18 protein-coding genes are annotated in these 16528 nt (G+C 72.4%); 9 read left to right on the top strand and 9 right to left on the bottom strand.

What is annotated here, in order from left to right; translation table 11 throughout:
* Window positions 1-19: 19 nt before the first annotated feature.
* Window positions 20-2722, bottom strand: a complete 2703-nt coding sequence (gene ppc / locus EXE44_RS08085) for a phosphoenolpyruvate carboxylase (RefSeq protein ID WP_137716719.1) — start codon at window positions 2720-2722, stop codon at window positions 20-22.
* Window positions 2723-2946: 224 nt separating this feature from the next.
* On the opposite strand from ppc, the gene EXE44_RS08080 reads away from it, so the two are divergent.
* Both EXE44_RS08080 and EXE44_RS08075 read left to right on the top strand, forming a co-directional pair.
* Window positions 2947-3786: a ubiquinol-cytochrome c reductase iron-sulfur subunit gene (locus tag EXE44_RS08080; RefSeq protein ID WP_137716718.1), complete on the top strand. Its 840-nt coding sequence runs from the start codon at window positions 2947-2949 to the stop codon at window positions 3784-3786.
* A 92-nt stretch (window positions 3787-3878) separates the two neighbouring features.
* Window positions 3879-4274 carry a hypothetical protein gene (locus EXE44_RS08075; protein WP_241991807.1) on the top strand — a complete coding sequence of 132 codons (396 nt, stop codon included), beginning with the start codon at window positions 3879-3881 and terminating at the stop codon, window positions 4272-4274.
* Window positions 4275-4292: 18 nt separating this feature from the next.
* On the opposite strand, the gene EXE44_RS08070 is transcribed toward EXE44_RS08075, so the two are convergent.
* The 4 genes from EXE44_RS08070 to EXE44_RS08055 all read right to left on the bottom strand — a co-directional run bounded on the left by EXE44_RS08070 (window position 4293) and on the right by EXE44_RS08055 (window position 7695).
* Window positions 4293-4742 (bottom strand): hypothetical protein, encoded by a 450-nt coding sequence (locus EXE44_RS08070; protein WP_137716717.1) that lies wholly within the window; start codon window positions 4740-4742, stop codon window positions 4293-4295.
* On the bottom strand, window positions 4739-5752 hold the full coding sequence (locus EXE44_RS08065) for a PGF-CTERM sorting domain-containing protein (RefSeq protein WP_137716716.1): 1014 nt from the start codon (window positions 5750-5752) through the stop codon (window positions 4739-4741). The genes EXE44_RS08070 and EXE44_RS08065 overlap by 4 nt, the downstream gene beginning before the upstream one ends.
* Window positions 5753-5821: 69 nt before the next feature.
* Complete coding sequence (locus EXE44_RS08060) at window positions 5822-6352, bottom strand: DUF5817 domain-containing protein (RefSeq protein WP_137716715.1); 531 nt, start codon at window positions 6350-6352, stop codon at window positions 5822-5824.
* Between the two features lie 470 nt (window positions 6353-6822).
* On the bottom strand, window positions 6823-7695 hold the full coding sequence (locus EXE44_RS08055; protein ID WP_137716714.1) for an inositol monophosphatase: 873 nt from the start codon (window positions 7693-7695) through the stop codon (window positions 6823-6825).
* 117 nt (window positions 7696-7812) lie between these two features.
* On the opposite strand from EXE44_RS08055, the gene EXE44_RS08050 reads away from it, so the two are divergent.
* Window positions 7813-8070, top strand: a complete 258-nt coding sequence (locus tag EXE44_RS08050) for a hypothetical protein (protein ID WP_121562984.1) — start codon at window positions 7813-7815, stop codon at window positions 8068-8070.
* A gap of 75 nt (window positions 8071-8145) precedes the next feature.
* Here EXE44_RS08050 and EXE44_RS08045 read toward each other — a convergent pair whose 3' ends face one another.
* The 4 genes from EXE44_RS08045 to priS are packed head-to-tail and all read right to left on the bottom strand — an operon-like array spanning window position 8146 to window position 12389.
* Window positions 8146-9396, bottom strand: a complete 1251-nt coding sequence (locus EXE44_RS08045; RefSeq protein WP_137716713.1) for an MBL fold metallo-hydrolase — start codon at window positions 9394-9396, stop codon at window positions 8146-8148.
* Between the two features lie 25 nt (window positions 9397-9421).
* Window positions 9422-10063 carry a DUF998 domain-containing protein gene (locus EXE44_RS08040; RefSeq protein ID WP_137716712.1) on the bottom strand — a complete coding sequence of 214 codons (642 nt, stop codon included), beginning with the start codon at window positions 10061-10063 and terminating at the stop codon, window positions 9422-9424.
* Window positions 10064-10072: 9 nt separating this feature from the next.
* Window positions 10073-11215 (bottom strand): hypothetical protein, encoded by a 1143-nt coding sequence (locus EXE44_RS08035; RefSeq protein WP_137716711.1) that lies wholly within the window; start codon window positions 11213-11215, stop codon window positions 10073-10075.
* A 10-nt stretch (window positions 11216-11225) separates the two neighbouring features.
* Window positions 11226-12389 (bottom strand): DNA primase small subunit PriS, encoded by a 1164-nt coding sequence (gene priS, locus EXE44_RS08030; RefSeq protein ID WP_137716710.1) that lies wholly within the window; start codon window positions 12387-12389, stop codon window positions 11226-11228.
* Window positions 12390-12493: 104 nt separating this feature from the next.
* Here priS and EXE44_RS08025 point away from each other — a divergent pair, with 104 nt between their 5' ends.
* The 6 genes from EXE44_RS08025 to EXE44_RS08005 all read left to right on the top strand — a co-directional run bounded on the left by EXE44_RS08025 (window position 12494) and on the right by EXE44_RS08005 (window position 16416).
* Window positions 12494-12718 (top strand): hypothetical protein, encoded by a 225-nt coding sequence (locus EXE44_RS08025; RefSeq protein WP_137716709.1) that lies wholly within the window; start codon window positions 12494-12496, stop codon window positions 12716-12718.
* A gap of 133 nt (window positions 12719-12851) precedes the next feature.
* On the top strand, window positions 12852-12998 hold the full coding sequence (locus tag EXE44_RS20720; RefSeq protein ID WP_006112955.1) for a hypothetical protein: 147 nt from the start codon (window positions 12852-12854) through the stop codon (window positions 12996-12998).
* A gap of 459 nt (window positions 12999-13457) precedes the next feature.
* Window positions 13458-13733 carry a PadR family transcriptional regulator gene (locus EXE44_RS08020; protein WP_004597247.1) on the top strand — a complete coding sequence of 92 codons (276 nt, stop codon included), beginning with the start codon at window positions 13458-13460 and terminating at the stop codon, window positions 13731-13733.
* Window positions 13734-13862: 129 nt separating this feature from the next.
* Window positions 13863-15158, top strand: coding sequence for a Glu-tRNA(Gln) amidotransferase subunit GatD (gene gatD, locus EXE44_RS08015; RefSeq protein WP_137716708.1), 1296 nt, complete (start codon window positions 13863-13865; stop codon window positions 15156-15158).
* Window positions 15155-16207, top strand: a complete 1053-nt coding sequence (locus EXE44_RS08010) for a GNAT family N-acetyltransferase (protein ID WP_137716707.1) — start codon at window positions 15155-15157, stop codon at window positions 16205-16207. Before gatD ends, EXE44_RS08010 begins: the two co-directional genes overlap by 4 nt.
* Window positions 16204-16416, top strand: a complete 213-nt coding sequence (locus tag EXE44_RS08005) for a hypothetical protein (protein ID WP_137716706.1) — start codon at window positions 16204-16206, stop codon at window positions 16414-16416. Before EXE44_RS08010 ends, EXE44_RS08005 begins: the two co-directional genes overlap by 4 nt.
* Window positions 16417-16528 lie beyond the last annotated feature (112 nt).

Below are 16528 nucleotides of genomic sequence, written 5' to 3'. Positions count from 1 at the left end.
TGCGCCGTCGCGACCCGAGCTATCCGGTGTTCTTCATCCCGGCGGCGATGCCGTTGACCGTGAGCCGCAGGGTGCGCTCCTCCTCGTCGGTGCGGTGGGTGCGCCCGAGCAGGTTCGCTTGGAGGAGGTTCAGCGGGTCGACGTAGGGGTTCCGGCGGTTGAGGCTCTCTTCGAGCCACTCGCGGCGGAGGAGCTGGTCGCGGCCGCTGATCGCCAAGACCAGTTCGCGCCCGCGCTCGTACTCGGCGACCAGGTCGGGGAAGAAGCGCTCGCGGAGCTCGTCGTCGGCCAGGTCGGCGTACTCGGCCGCGATCTCCGGCTCGGTGCGCGCGAGCGCCAGCGAGGCGTTGTCGAGCGTCGTCCGGAAGAACGGCCACTCGTCGAACATCTCGCGGAGCGTCTCCATCCCCTCCTCCTCGCCGACCTCGTCGAGGTAGGCGTCGATGCCGGAGGCGATCGCGTACCAGCCGGGGAGGATGAGCCGGGTCTGGGTCCACGAGAACACCCACGGGATGGCGCGCAGGTCCTCGACGCTGCGCTCGCCCGACCGCGAGGCGGGCCGGGAGCCCAGGTTGAGGTCCTCGACGACGCTGATCGGCGTCGCCTGCTCGAAGTAGGAGACGAACCCGTCCGTGTTCAGCAGGTCGCGGTACGTCTCCCGCGCCGCGGGCGCCATGATCTCCATCGCCTCGACCCAGCGGTCGGGCACGTCTTCGACCGGCTCCTCGTTCGCCTCCTTCCGGGCGCGGATCTGCGCGTCGAGCATCTGCTCTAGCTCGCGCTCGGCGATCCGCGGGTTGGCGTACTTCTCGGCGATGGCCTCGCCCTGCTCGGTGAACTTCACCTGCCCGGTGACGGTCTCGTTCGGGAGCGCGAGCAGCGCCTCGTTCATCGGGCCGCCGCCGCGCGAGATGGAGCCGCCGCGGCCGTGGAACAGCCGGAGCGTCACGTCCTCCTCGCGGCAGAACCGCGCGATCCGGCGCTGGTTCTCGTAGAGGTCCCAGTTCGCCGCGAGGAACCCGTTCTCCTTGTTGGAGTCGGAGTAGCCTAACATCACTTCTTGGACCTCGCCGCGCGCGTCGAGCGCGGTCGCGTACGCCTCGTTCTCGAAGAGGGTGCCGAGGATGCGTTCGGCGCCGTTGAGCGCGGACTCGGTCTCCAGGAGCGGGACCACGTCGACCGCGCAGTGGTCGGGCAGGGAGACGACGCCGACCTGGTCGGCCAAGAAGAGCACCTCCAGCACGTGGCTCGGCTCCTCGGTCATCGAGATACAGTAGGTGTCGATCGCCTGCTGGCCGTACTCCTCCTGCCACTCCGCGAACGACGCGAACCGCCGCAGGACGCGCTCCGTCGTCTCAGAGACGTCGCCGGGCTCGTCGACGTCGACGACCGGCTCCTCTTGTAGGATCGCCTCGGTGAGGAAGTCGACGCGCTCGTCCTCGCTCATCCCCTCGTAGTCGACGCCCTCCACGGCGACCGCCTCGGCGACGGCCTCGGTGTGGTTCTCGCGGTGGTCGCGGAGGTCGAGCGACGCCAGCGTGAGCCCGAACGTGTCCACCTGGCGGCGGAACGGCTCGACGAACGACTCCAGGACCGACTCCTGGCCGTCCTCGCGCAGCGACTCGGCGATGACGTCGAGGTCGTCGAGGAACGCGTCGCCGTCGGGGTACTCGCCCGGGCGCACGTCGTTGACGCGGTCGAGCCGCTCGCGCATCAGCCGGAGCTTCTGCCGGTACGGCTCGTCGGGGTAGCGCTCGCGGGCCTCCTCGACGACCGTCGGGAACCGCTCGGCGTCGGCGGCGAGCGACCGCGCCAGCGCGTCGCCCGCGGCGTAGCGCTCGCCGTCCTGGCTCAACACGGCCGAGAGCCGCTTACAGCGGTCGCGGTACTTCTCGACGGCGACCTCGCGCTGGCGTTCGAGCGTCTCGTCGGTCACCTCCGGCGTGACGAACGGGTTGCCGTCGCGGTCGGAGCCGGCCCACGAGCGGAACTCGAAGAGCTTCGGGCAGTCGACGTCGTCGTACTCCTTCGAGATGGTCTCCTCGAACTCCTCGTAGGCGTCGCCGACCACGTCGAAGAGGGTGTTCTCCAGGTACCACTGGACGTTCCGCGCCTCGTCTTCGGGCTCGGGCGCGCGCTGTCGGACCTGCCGGGTGCCCCAGAGACTGGTCACCTCGGCGGTGACGTCGCGCCAGACGGCGCGGCGCTCGCGGTCGGTGAGGTTGCGCTCGTCGAGCTCGCCGAGGTGGTTCGCGATCGAGCGGAGCTTGGACTTCACCGTCGAGCGGCGGGCCTCCGTCGGGTGGGCGGTGAACGTCGGCTCGATGAGCACGTCGGCGAGCAGCTCCTCCAGCTCGTCGGCGTCGACGCCGGCCTCGGCGAACTCGGCGATCGTCGCGTCGAATGAGTCGTGGAGGGCGCTCCCGTCGTCGGCGTTCCGGACCGCGCGGACCCGCTCGCGCTCCTCGGCGAGGTTGATGAGCTCGAAGTAGGTCGTGAACGCGCGGGCGACCACCTCCTCGCGCGTCGTCGAGAGGTCGTCGACCGCCTCGTGGAGGGCCGCCCGGTCCTCGGCGTCGCCGCGCCGGTAGTCGATCGCCGCGTTCCGAAGCGTCTCGACCGTCTCGTACGCCTCCGTCGACGCCTGCGCGGCCAAGACGTCTCCCACCAGCGCCCCGAGTTCCCGAACGTCCGTCCGCACGTCCCGATTGTGCAACTTCATACCACACACACTGCGGTCGCGGTCGGTTAAAAGCGCGGTCTGGACGAAGGTTTGCCTCGGTTCCGAGTTAATTCGATCACGAACGTTCCTGTTCGACGGCGGCCGCGGGGGCGCGTTCGGCGGTGACCGCGCTCGGAACGCCGGCGACGACCGACGACGGCGCCGATTCTCGGGCCGGTGGAGGGTTCGTCACCCTTTTTACCGATCCAACCTCAGGTGCGAGTATGAGTGCGTCCGACAAGTATCCGTCCGAGTCCGGGCGGCGACGCTTCGTGAAGGGCGTCGTCGGCGGCGCGGCCCTCGCGGGGGTCGGTGCGATGGGGTCGGCGACCGTGAACACCCTGACGACCGCCGGCGGGGTCGGCGGCGGGTCGACGGTCGCGAGGACCATCGCGCACACCGGCGGCCCGGCGCCCCGGGGGCTCCCGCAGATCCCCGTTCGGGTCACCGACGAGGGGTACATCGAGGGCATCTGGCCCGAGACGACCACCGTCACCCAGGAGGGTCAAGAGATCGAGGTCGCCCAGGAGGAGCTCGGCGGCGTGACCTACTCCGGCGCGTGGTTCCAGTACTGCGGCGTCGAGTCGCAGGAGAACGTCCAGCCGAACTTCGAGTCGGACAACCTGTTCCGCGCGGCGAGCGGCCCGCCGTACGACTGGCAGTCGAACACCTACTCCGGCGGCGACCGGATCCACGTCGACGACTTCTCCGACTACGAGGAGTGGGGCAACGGGATCGGCAGCGAGGGCGTCGGCAAGCCCGCGTCGGTCACGTGGCGCTCCGAGGACGCCGACACGAACCTCAACGCGATCGTCATCCGATCGCCGGAGATCGAGGAGGCGGCCCAGAACGACGAGTGGCTCCAGGCCTCCACCGACCAGGGGTTCATGGCGTACCTCAACGTCTGTACCCACTTCTGCTGTATTCCGGGGTACAAGGTGTTAGAAGAGTCCGCCCGCTACGACGCCGCCGACGGGACCTACTGCGTCTGCCACCAGTCGACGTACGACCCGTTCACCATCGAGGAGGCGCTGTTCATCGCCCGGCCTCGCCCCGAGGAGTAACGCCGCCTCCGCGTTCCGACCTTCCGTCCGTCTCCCGCTCCGCGACCGAGAGTCCCGCCGCGCTTTTCACGTCGCTCGCCCGAGAGGACGACATGAGCGACGACCCCGCTTCCGACGACTCCGCCCGCGACGAGGCCGCTTCCGATGAGGCCGCCAGCGACGACCGATCCGCGGCCTCCGACGCGGCCGACGGCGACGACTTCGAGACGGAGATCGCCCGCGCCCGCGACCTCCTCGACGGCGACGACATCGACGCGGTCCACGTCGGCGTCGTCCGCGACGGCGAGGTCGACACCACGTTCGCCCAGCGCACCGACGGCGACCCCGACGGCGCCGGCCTCCGCGCGCTCGCGCTGCTCGCCGCGCACGTCAGGCTGGTCGCGAGCGAGGCCGGCGTCGAGCCCTCCACCGTCGCCGGCGACGCCGCGACGCTCGCGGGGCAGGTGGAGCAGATCCCGGCCAGCACCGACCAACTCCCCGACGAGTGACGCCCGTCGCCGGTCGCGTCAGGGCTCCGTCGAGCGGATCCGGCGGAGCTGGTGGGCGACGCCGGCGAGCGCGACGAACAGGACCGCGAGGTTGAACACGGCGAGCGCGATCGGCTGGTAGGCCGGGTCCAGCCACGTGCGGATCGCCTCCCCGGACTGGGAGTAGAACCCCCAGCCGGCGACGACCGCGAGCAGCGACAGCGCCGCCAGCCCGACCCGGTCGAGCAGGCCGCGGAGGCCGTCCGTCGAGAGGGCGCCGCCTCCCGGGGCGTCGACCGGCTCCGTCCAGTGGCTCCCCTCGTCGCGGTCGGGGTCCGGTTCCTCGCGGTCGGTGCGGTCGGCGTCCGTCGCCGTGCGCTCGGTCGCGTCGGTGTCGTCGGTCATGGGCTGTGGTGGGTCGCTCGTGTGATCGCGGTCGCTGGTCGCCTCCTCGTCGCTCGGCCCCTCGCGCGGCGGGTCGTCCGTCATCGTCGCCTCCGCGCCGCCAGCGCCGCGACGACCAAGGCGACGAGCGCGGCGAGCGGGCCGAAGCCGGGCGTCGCGTCGTCGCTGGCACCGTCGCCGCCCTCCCGCGGGGCGCCGTCGGCGCCGTCGCCGCCGACGTCGTCGCGCTCGAAGTCCTCGACGGAGAACTGTACGTCGCGGACCGTCTCGTTCGCGGTGATGGTCTCCCGCGGGTTCAGGTTCGCGACGCCCTGCGTCTCGTCGACGAGCACGTCGTCGTCGAACAGCGCGGCGTCGATGTAGTAGTTGTAGCCGTCGGGCACCTCGACGGTCGCCGTCACGGTGTCGGTGCGGCCGGGGCGAACGGTGCCGACCGTCTCCGTCGCCTCCGCGGCGATGACGTTCGACTCCGCCTGCCGGAGGTACAGCCGGAGGTCGACGTCGTCGCTCGCCTCGTCGCCGCGGTTCGTCACCGACACCGACGCCGACAGCGTCGCCGTCTCGTCGTCGGCCTCGACGACGCTCACGGCGACGGTCGGCCAGACGCTCCCGTCGGTGAACCCGACCTGCGTGTCGGCGTAGTCGGGCGTGAGCGCCGCGACGCCGGCGACGCGCGTGGTCTGCTGCTCGCGGCGCTGGCCGTCCGCGAAGACGACCGTCTCGACGCGGTAGCCGCCCTCGCGCTCGACGGTGACGGTGCCGTTGACGGTGCGTTCGCCCTCGAAGTCGACGTCGCCGATCTCGACGGTCGTCTCGTCGACGAGGAGACCGGACTCGGCGCCGATCGCGCGGTGGCGGACGGTGACGTTCTCGACGGTGCCGCCGCGGTGGCGGAGGTCGGTGCCGAGCCGGAGCTCCGCAGTCTCGCCGCGCACCTCGCCGGGGGCGACGGTCGCGCCGGCGACGTCGATCCGGCCGGGCGGTTCGTCCGTCGCTCGGGGGTCGGTGAGGGCGTCGGGGGCGGCGACGGCGCCGACCGCGCCCGCGACGAGGAGCGCGGCCGCTGCCGCCAGGAGGGCCGTGCGGGTGTCCATGTGCGACCGGTTACGAGCCTGATATAAGTGCTTTGTCCAGTCGCCGACCGTCGCCGGGCGAAACCGGGGTCAGAGGACGCGATACCGCCCGTTCGACTCGGTGAGTTCGCCGCGGCGCGCGAGTCGGGTCAGGATCTCGCGGGCCGCGTCGCCGGGGACGCCGTCCCGCTCGGCGCGCTCCACGACCGCCGCCTCGGTCGGGTCGTCGACGGCGTCGACCGCGTCGCGGACGACCTCGGTTCGGCTCCGCGACCCGCCCCCGCCGCCCTCGGCTCGCTCGCCGGCCGCGTCGACCGCGTCGGCGTCGAGCCCGGACGCTTCGAGGTACTCGCGGTCGTCGATGCCGGCGTCCTCGACCGCGGCCTCCAGCTCCGAGACGTGGTCGACATCGGCGAACGCGGCGCTGTCGCCGCGCTTCTTCGCGAGCAGGGCGGACCGGGCCTCGCGCGCGGCCGCGCAGTCCTCGGACTCGAAGAAGCGCTTGAGCTTGGCGGTGCGGTGGGTCTTGCCGCACCGCGAGCACTGCGCCGTCTCGCTCGCCTCCGGGTCCGTGACCAGCCACATGTTGGCGCACTCGTTACAGCCCACGACCGCGTACATATGAGGGAGTTCGCCGCCCCGGAATTTGAACCCTCGGCTCCGGGACGCCGCCGCCCCCTCGAACACTCCACCAACCGCCGTGGCGCGTGCCTCCGAGTGGCCGCCGAAGGCGGCCGCGAGGAGCACGCGCGAGGGAGTCAGTCGCCGGAGCGAAGCGGAGGCGACTGACGAGGCTGGGGAGGTGTGAGGTGCGGTTGCGGTGCTGTGCGGGGCGGGACGCGAAGGGGCAGCCGCGAGGGCGAAGACGGGCGACGCAAGGACCGCAGGAGCGAGCGAAGCGAGCGACGAGGACCGCAGCGAGCCCATCGAGCCCTCGCGGCTGGGGCTTTGGCGGTGTTCCCCGGCGATCCGTCAGCGACGACGTAGCACCGAGCGGCTGGGGATTTGGCGGTGTTTCACCCAGAGCGCTCCGCGGTCCGACCTCGTTACTTGTCGACCGAGAATCGACTGGAAACCGGTCCGTACCCCACTTAGTCGTCTGATTCGATCTCGTTCGCGGCCGCGAGCACGTCGTCGTGGAGGGCGCCGTTCGAGGCGACCAGCCCCTTCGAGTCGTGCCGCCACCGGTTCCCCGCCAAGTCCGTCACGCGCCCGCCGGCCTGCCGGATCACGAACACCCCCGCAACCGTGTCCCAGGGGTTTGCGGCGACGTTGGTGATCGTCCCCTCCAGCCCGCCGGCGGCGACGGTCGGGAGCACCACCTGCGCGGCGCCGAACCGGCGCATGTCGCCGAAGCGGGTAACGATCGCCTCGCACGCGCGGGCGTACTCGTCGCGGGCGTCGTAGTCCCACCAGATCGTCGGGTCGACGGCGGCGTCGCGGGGGTCGTTCACGTCGCTCACCGCGATCGGCTCGCCGTTGCGGTACGCGCCCGTGGCGTCGGCGGTGTACGTGTCGCCGAGCGCGGGCGCGACGATCGCGGCCGCGACCGGTTCGCCGTCGACGACGGCCGCGACCGCGGTGGCCCACACGCGCATGTCGCGGACGTAGTTGTTCGTCCCGTCGATGGGGTCGATCACCCACGCGGGGCCCGCCTCGGGCACGGTCTTGCGCTCGTCCTCCTCCTCGCCCACGACCGCGTCGTCCGGGAACGACTCGCGGATGGCCTCGATGACGGTGCGCTGGGCCGCGCGGTCGGCCTCGGTCACCACGTCGTCCTCGCCTTTCGTCTCCACCGCGATGTCGCTGCGGAAGTGCTCGTGCGCGACGGCGGCGCCCGCCTCCGCCGCGCGCTGCGCGACCGCGGCGCGCTCGGCGACGTCGTCTGCGCGCTCCGCGACGGGGGGCACGGCCTCGGCGCCGCGTCCGGTGGCGTCGGCGCCGCGCTCGTCTGCGTCGGTCATGGCGTCGGTCGCACCTCCGGCCGCGTATAAACGTCGGTTCGGCGCGGGCGACGCCGCGGAATTAACTCAGTTCCGAATCCGAGTACCTTTAAGTGGATCGGCTGCGGTGGATCGCGTATGGAACCAGAGGAAGCGGTCCGTCAGCTCGAGTACACCATCGACGCCTCGCTCGACGAGATCGGTCAGCGCGCCGCCGCCGGCTACCGGCCCACCTTCGAGCGCGTGGCCGAGCGCGCGGACGGGGCCGCGGTGTACGACCTCGCGGGCGAGCTCTCCGAGGAGGTTGTATCCGGCTCCTGTCCGTCGCCGGCCGAGGCGAACGCGGTCGCCGAGCGCGTGCTCGACGACTGGGCGTACACTGACGGCGGGGAGTAGCACTCGACGAACCTCTTTCTCTCTCTCTCTCTCTCCCGCCCCTGAATTGTCCTTCAGCATTGTGCTCACCTATTTTTACAGAGCGATTCGCTCGCCGATCTCGGGCGCGCTCGCCTCGAACCCGTCCGCGCGCAGATCCGCGGCGAACGCCTCGCAGCGGTCACCGTGGTTCACGAGCACGCGCGCCCCGCGGTACGACTCTACGAACGACTCCAGCCCCTCGCGGTCGGCGTGCGCGGAGAAGTCGTACGACTCCACCCGCGCGCTCACCGGCTGAACGCGCCCGTTCAGCTCCAACTGCCCGCGGTCTTGGAGCTCGCGGCCGGGCGTGCCCTCCACCTGGTACCCCGTGAGCGTCACGAGGTTCGTCGGGTTCGCCCGGATCTCGGGGAGGTACGTCTGGACGGGCCCGCCGGCGAGCATCCCGGAGGTGGTGACGATGAGCGCGTTTTCGGCCGCGATCCGCTTCCGCTGCCCGTCGCGGCCCGTGACGACCCGAGCCCGCCCGACCGCCTCGCCGAACGCGTCCGCGTCGCGCAGGAACGACGGGTACCGGCGGAGCGTCTCGGTAACCTCGACGCCCATCCCGTCGACGTACGGGGTGAGCCCGTGCGCGGCCGCGACGAGGAGCAGCTCCTGCGTGCGACCGATGGCGAACGCGGGCGCGACGACCGTGCCGCCCTCCCAGACCGTTCGCTCCACGCTGTCGGCCCACGCCGACTCCACCGCGGCGCGCTCCTCGTGGGTCACGTCCGCGTAGGTGGACTCGCAGACCACGACGTCGGCGTCGGGCCGCGCGGTCGTCCCCGCGACCAGCCGCTGGTCGTCCGTGTGGAAGTCGCCGGTGTACAGCAGCCGCGTGTCGCCGTCGTCGACGAGGACGTGCGCGGAGCCCGGAATGTGTCCCGCGGAGAACAGCGTCACCTCGTACCCGCCGCCGTCGACCCCGCCCGCGACCGGGAACGGCTCGCCGTAGCCGTGCCGGCGCTCCACCTCGCCGAGCCGGGCGACGTGCTCGGCGCCGAACGGACACAGCGGGCTGTTGCCGTGGAGCTTCAGCGTGTCCTCGGCGAGCGTGCGCGCGAGGTCGCCGGTCGGCGGCGTCCAGTGGACCGGCGGTCGGCGGTCGCCCTTCAACAGCGCAGGGATCGCGCCGACGTGGTCGAGGTGCCCGTGCGAGACGACGACCGCCTCGGGCTCGGGGTCCCGGACCGGGTACCGCGGCGGGTCCGCCGTCATGAGCCCGTAGTCCAGCAGCAGCGCGTCGTCGACGAGGAGGGCGCTGCGGCCGACCTCGCGGGCGCCGCCGAGGAACTCCAACTCCATCGACGGGCCGTAGCCGCCCGCAGCGTTAGTGTCCGTCGGTCGGGTCGCCGAGCGCGGACCGGAGCGCCTCGATCACCGGCGCCGGCCCGACGACCCACACCCACGCGGCGAGCATGAGCGCCCCCGGAAGCTCGGGGAGCGCGAGGCCGGTCACAGGCCACCACCCGGCGGCGAACGTCGCCCAGACGCCGACGTGGACCGGCGCGAACGCGAGCGCGACGCGGCCGGTCGACTCCCGTCGCCTGAACCAGCCGTCGACGGCGAACACAGCCGTGACGAGCCCGTAAAACCCGATCGCGGCCGGGCCGTGGAGCGGCTCTGTGAGGTCGAAGACGCCGACGCCGGCCATCGCGACCATCGCGAGCGCGAGGAGGAGCGCCCGGACCGGGCGCCCGCCCCGTCCGAGGCCCACCGCGTAGCAGACCCCGGCCGCCCCGCCGGCGATCAGCCCCCCGTTGAACGCGACGGCGCTCCCGTCGCGGACCCCCAGGTCGGAGAGCGCGTCGGTCGTCCACGAGAAGGTCGGGTCGAGCAGGACCGCGAGCGCGATGCCGCCGAGCGCGGAGAGCGTCGCGACCGCGCCGCACGCCGCCGCGACGCGTCCGGCTTCCGGAGCGTCGGAGTCCGCGCCGGCACCGTCCAGACGGTCGGTCGCGGAGGCCGCCATCGGCCGCGGTCAGTCGATGCGCTCGGCGGCGTCGCGCTGGACCAGCGGGTCGGCGTTCTCGACCGGCAGGGAGACGACGTCCTCGCTCGCGAGCTCGTACTCCCGCTCGTCGACGCCGAAGATGGCCCCGACGTCGCGGGTGATCCGGACGGTCGCTCGCTCGGTCCCGCCGGCCGGTTCAGAACCCGCCGCCGGTTCCGTTTCGGCGGCCGGTTCCGAACCCGCGGTCGGCTCTGCCTCGGCCGGCTCCGTATCAGCGGGCGTCGAGCCGGTCGCCGTCCCCACGGGCACCGCGCCGCCGTCCGTCGTCGCGCCGGCGGTCGACTCCTCGTCGGCGTCGCCCGTAGAGGTCCCGTCCGGATCGTCGTCGACCCCGACCGCCCCCGGTGGCGCCGGCTCGGGCGGCACCGGCGTCGGCTCGCCGTCCCCCGCGGTCCCGGCGTCGCCGGTCGGCTCCGCGGCGGCGGGGTCCGCGTCGCCCTCGGTCGGCTCGGGCGGGGCGTCGGCGGTCGACTCGGCCTCGCGTCCGCCCATCGCCCCGGCGAGCGCGTCCGCGGCGGCGGAGCCGCTCTCGGGAGCGGCGTCGCCGGCGCTCGCCGAGTCCGGTTCCGTCCCGACGGGCGCCGTCTCGGTCTCGGTCGCCGAGCCGTTCGGCGTCGCGTCGGCCGGCGTCGCGTCGCGAGACGCATCGGCGTCGCGGGCGGCCGACGCGGCGTCGCCGGTCGAGGACTCGTCTCGGATCGGCGACCCCTCCCGGACCGGCGACTCGCCCGCGAGGACGTCGAGGACCTCCGACTTGTTCGCGGTGATGCGCTCGACGAGGTCGTCGAACAGCCGGCGCTCCTCGGTCGTCATCCCCTCCTCGTCGACGGACATGTCGGCCGCGGCGAAGGAGGCGAGCTTGACGACCTTCCCGACGCGGCGCTCGTAGAGGGCCTCGGCGACCTCCTCGGCGGTCTCGACCTCGTCGGAGAGCCGGCGGACGTCGTCGTCCGCGAACGGGTTCTCGACCTGCTCGGCGCGGCGGTCGCGCGCGGCGCGGAGGTCGGCGACGTACGCGCCCACGTCGTCGTAAAACGAGTCTCGCAGGTGCTGGAGGCTGTCCTTCCGGCGCTCCTTCGCCTGCGCGGACCGGAGTTCGTCGAGGTTCATTGCTCGTCGATCATCGTTCGGGGGCTTTCCGCGCCTCGCCGCGGGCCATCAGGAACGCCCCCGCGAACTCGGGCACGGTGTTTCTACCGGATTCAACTCTGACGCGCTCGCCGTTTAATTCTACCGTCCGATCCGCGTCCGTCTCGATCCGGATCTCGCGGCCCACGAACCGGTCCGGAACCGCGTCTCGGAGCGGGTCGAAGTCGGCGATCTCGTCCCGGTCCAGCGGCGTGACGACGAGGGCGGAGCCGCCGTGGAGCGTCCCCGGCAGCCGGATGAGCCGCCGCGTGTCGGTCGTCACCGGCTCGTCGATCGGCGCGGCGTCCTCCGCGGCGACGCGCGCGGCGAGCGCCGAGACGAGCCGGCGCACCCCGGGCCCGCCGGCCTCCACGTTGCCCTCGCGCACCGCCGTCGGGTTCCGGTCGAACGCGCCGAGGATCGTCTCCGCGCGCCCCTCGCCGATCCCGTCGAGCTCCGTCAGCCGCTCGCGCGCGGCCTCGTCGTCCATCTCCCGGAGGTCGTCGGCGTACTCGACTAAGGCGTCGTGGACGCGCGCGCCCCAGCCGCCCTCGGTGCGGAGGACCCGCTTCGTCGTCCCCCGGTCTGAGACGGTGCGGATCAGGCCGTCGGTGTCGAGGTCGATCGCCCGCACGTAGTCGACGATTTCGCGGCGCGCGTCGCTGTCCAACTCCCTCACGCCCTCGTCGCGGACGTGGACGTGGTAGCCGCGCCCGCCCGAGAAGACGACGGTCACGTCCTCGAACGCGAAGTCGTCGTCGATGAAGTCCAAGAGCCGCAGGAGGGCGTCCTTACACGCCGCGAGCATCTCCGGGTACGAGGTGGTCTCGGGGTCGACGCCGGGGAGGTGGTCGGCGTCCAGGTCGAAGACGAGGTCGGCGTTCCGCCACCCCTTCTGCCCCATCGTCGCCGCGCCGGGATCGTCGTAGCGCGCGGCCGAGAAGTAGGCGTGCCGGGGGGCGTTGTCCGCGAAGAACGTGTCCACGTCGCCGAGGTCGAACAGCGACTGGTGCCGGACCATCGTCGTCCCCGACCCGGGGGTCCACGGGATGTGGCCCCACTCGCGGAGGTTCGCGTCGGGCGGGAGCGACAGCGACACCGACCGGTAGTAGTCGCCGAACCGCCCCCGGAGGTACTCGCGGGTCCGGTCGTCCATCGTCTCCTCTCGTACCCGCGGTCGACGTATCAACGTTACCGTTCGCCGGCGACCGCCGACAGCGTTTTGTTCGGGAGCGCCGTCGCCGCACACGCCCGGTCCCCATGCTCGACGAGATATTCGACGTGTTCATCGGTGCGGTGGCCGAACTGATCCCCAACGTCGTGTGGGGCGCCCTGTTCCTGATCGCCGGCGCCCTGGCGACGACGATCGGCGTGGCGATGCTCCTCGGAACGACGACGCTCGACGGGTCGGTGCGCCTCGGCGGACTCCTGACCGTCGTCGGGGTGTCGATGGTGGGCGGCGTCTTGGTCGCGTGGTACCGCTGATCGGCGTCCCAGCCCTGCGGTCCCGTTCTGCCCTCAAGCGCCGCGCGTCGGACGCCGGTCGCCCTCCGTGAACGACCCGGGAACGGCCACCGTCGGCCAAACACTATCCGGGACCGCTCCGTATCCGTCTCGCATGCGCTCCGAAGAGGAGGTCAGAGAGCAGTACGAGTTCCTCCGCGAGCAGTTGGACGACGAGGAGATGAACCACCGCGGCGTCGAGGAGCTGTTCGCGCACTACAAGCGCGCGCTCGGCTGGGTGTTAGAAGAGGAACACATGTGAGCGACGTACGACACGTTTATCACTCTCTACGCTGTACGATCCGGTGACGCTTCGTCTGGAGGGCCGAAGCGTCAGCGGGGACCAATCGGCAGGCCCGACGCGGCTTTTTTCCGCGTCGGGCGTGCCTTCTTCCGACGCTCGACCGCCCAGCGGTCGGTCCGTCTCGCGTCGCGCCCGAGCGGAGCGCGCGGTACCACGTTCGGACCGAGCGGCGCCGCCGGACCGCAGCGCAGTTCCGTCACTCGCCTCCGAGCGCGTCGTCCGGCCCGGTCGAGGTCACGTATCACTCCCGCGAAACGACTGCCGCCGGTGAACACGCAGTCCGGACTCGCGCGACGGTTGCGGAGTTGACAGAACGGAGGCCGGCGTTCCGGGGACGTAGGGGCCGCTCGCCGGTCGTACGTGGACTGATATAACGGTATATTTATTTATTTTCGACAGGTATGTAGAGGCAGTTGTATGTACGACCTCACAGGTTTTCAGCGTGACCTGCTCTACGTGATCGCGGGGCTCGACGAGCCGCACGGGCTGGCCATCAAAGAGGAGCTCGAAGAGTACTACGAGAAGGAGATCCACCACGGCCGCCTCTACCCGAACCTCGACACGCTCGTCGAGAAGGGGCTCGTCGAGAAGGGCCAGCGCGACCGCCGCACGAACTACTACACGCTGACTCGCCGCGGGCGCCGCGAGATAGAGGCCCGGACCGACTGGGAAGCCGAGTACATCGAGCACTGACCCCGCCGTCCGCCGCTCCCGCGGTCGGTCGATAGCCGTCGGCCTCCGTCTTCTCCCCCGTTTCCCGTCCCCCAACCCTCCGCGCCGCGAACGGTTGGATTCAAGTCCGCCCCGGCGGAATCGGAGCGTATGCAACCGGGAGATCGCGTCCGCGTCGAGCGCGGGGGCGTCACCAACGAGGGCGTACTGCTCCCCTCCACGACGCGCGACCACCTCGTCGTCAAGCTCGACGGCGGCTACAACGTCGGCGTCGACCGCGAGGCGGCCGACGTCGAGGTGGTGGAGTCCGGGGTCCGCGAGGTCGACCCCGCGGCCGAGACCGACGACGGGGACGCCACCTCGGAGATCACCTTCGACGAAGACCTCCCCACGGTCTCGCTCATCTCCACCGGCGGGACCATCGCCTCCACCGTCGACTACCGGACCGGCGCCGTCACCGCCCAGTTCGACGCGGAGGACGTGCTCCGCGCGGTCCCCGAACTGGCCGGCCGCGCGAACTACCGCGGCCGGGTCGTCGCGAACATCCTCTCGGAGAACATGGAGCCGTCCATCTGGCGCGACCTCGCCGCGGCGGTCGCGGAGGAGGTCGAGGCGGGCGCCGACGGCGTCGTGGTGATGCACGGCACCGACACGATGCAGTACTCCGCGTCCGCGCTCTCCTTCATGCTCGACTCGCCCGTGCCGGTCGTGTTCACGGGGAGCCAGCGCTCGGCGGACCGTCCCTCCTCCGACAACGTGATGAACGCGGTCTGCGCCGTCGAGGCCGCGAAGGCCGACCACGCCGAGACGCTCGTCTGTATGCACGCCGGCCCCTCCGACGACGCCTGCGCGCTCCACCGCGGCACGCGCGTCCGCAAGAACCACACCTCCCGTCGGGACGCCTTCGAGACGGTCGGCGCCGCGCCCCTCGGCGTCATCGACTACGGGGCGGCCGCCGAGGCGGGCGCCGACGGCGACGCGGCCGACGCGGCCATCGAGTGGAACCGCGAGCCGCTCCCGCGGGGCGACGACGAGGGGACCGTCGGCGTCGAGTCCGACCTCGACGGCGACGTCGAACTCGTCAAGTTCACGCCCGGGATGGACCCGGCCGCGTGGGACTACCTCGACGGGAAGGACGGCGTCGTCGTCGAGGGGACCGGGCTCGGCCACGTCCACACCGACCTCATCCCCCGGATCGAGGAGCTGGTCGAGGGCGGCACCGTCGTCGCCATGACGAGCCAGTGCCTCGCCGGCCGAGTCTGTGACCGCGTGTACGACACCGGCCGCGACCTGCTCGACGCGGGCGTCGTCGAGGCCGGCGACACCCTCCCCGGCACCGCGAAGGTGAAGCTCATGTGGGCGCTGGCGAACCGCTCCGACCCCGCCGAGGCGATGGGCCGCGACCTCGCCGGCGAACTGACCGAGGAGTCGCGGCCCTGGCGATGAGCGGCCGCGGGTCCGCCGCCGACGGTCCGGCGGTCGTCGTCCGCGAGGCGCGCCCCGCCGACGCCGACGCGGTCGCGGCCTTCACGCGGGACACGTGGGGCGAGCGCCACGAGGACTACATCCCGCGGGTGTTCCCCGACTGGGCGGCGTCCGACGACCCCGACCGCGGCACCTTCGTCGCGACCCTCCCGCCGGAGGCCGCGGCCTCCGCCGACCTCGACGGCCGGGAAGCGGGCGACACGCGCGTCGAGGGCGACGGGACCGGCGCCGCCGACGCCGGCGACCCCGAGGCGGTCGTCGGCTGTATCCAGGCCGTCTCGCTGTCGGAGTGGGAGGCGTGGGGGCAGGGGATCCGCGTCGACCCCGCGGCGCGCGGCCACGGCGTCGGCACGGCGCTCTCGGAGGCCGCCCTCGACTGGGCCCGCGAGCGCGGCGCGACCGTCTGCCGCAACATGGTGTTCTCGTGGAACGCCATGGGCCTCGGCCAGTCGCGCGCCGTCGGCTTCGAACCCGAGACGGAGTTCCGGTTCGCCGAGCCGGAGCCCGACGCGGCCGCGCTCGACGACGCGGCCGACGCCGGCGTCGCCCCCCTCGCCGACCCGGACCCGGACGCGGCGTGGGCGTTCTGGAGCGACAGCGACGCGCGCGACCACCTGCGCGGGCTCGCGCTCGACCCCGACGAGTCGTGGGCCTGCTCGCAGCTCACCCGCGAGCGCCTCGCGGCCGCGGCGGCCGAGGACCGCCTGATCGCGGTCGGCGACGCGGCCGCGGTCGCCGGCTTCGCGGTCCGGACGCGCGTGACGGAGCGCGAGGTCGACGGCGAGACGACCCGGACGGCGACGTACGGCGTCGCCGCGTGGCGCGACGCCGACGCGGCGGGGACGCTGTTCGACGCCGTCGCCGCCGACGCCGCAGCGGCCGACGCCGACGGCGCCGGCGTGCTGATCCCCGAGACGGTCGACCACGTGAGCGACGTCGCCGCGAATCGCGTGTCGGTCGCGACCGAACCCGACTTCGTGATGTGCGCGGACCTCACCGGTGACCTATGACGCTCCTCGGCGTCGCCCTCCCGTGGTCGCTCCCGCTCACGCTCGTGATCTACGGCGTCGTCGTCGCCGCGGCGGTCTGGATCTACCGCGACGCGAAGGCCCGCGGGAGCCGCTACGCGCCCCTCTGGGCGCTCTCGACGCTCCTCTTCACCATCGTCCCGGTGCTCGCGTACCTCTACCTCCACCGGGAGACCGGCCCGGCGCGGTAAGGGGACCCCGCCGTCGGTCGGGCCCCGCGACGGTCCGCGCTGGCTCCCTCGCCCGGCTCCTGTGGTGGCCCGCTCCAGACCGCTTATGTGCGACGACGCGGAACGACCGACG

The sequence above is a fragment of the Halorubrum sp. SS7 genome (assembly GCF_005435055.1).
In the GTDB taxonomy this organism is placed as follows: domain Archaea; phylum Halobacteriota; class Halobacteria; order Halobacteriales; family Haloferacaceae; genus Halorubrum; species Halorubrum salinarum.
This window is presented reverse-complemented; position numbering and strand designations above follow the sequence as displayed.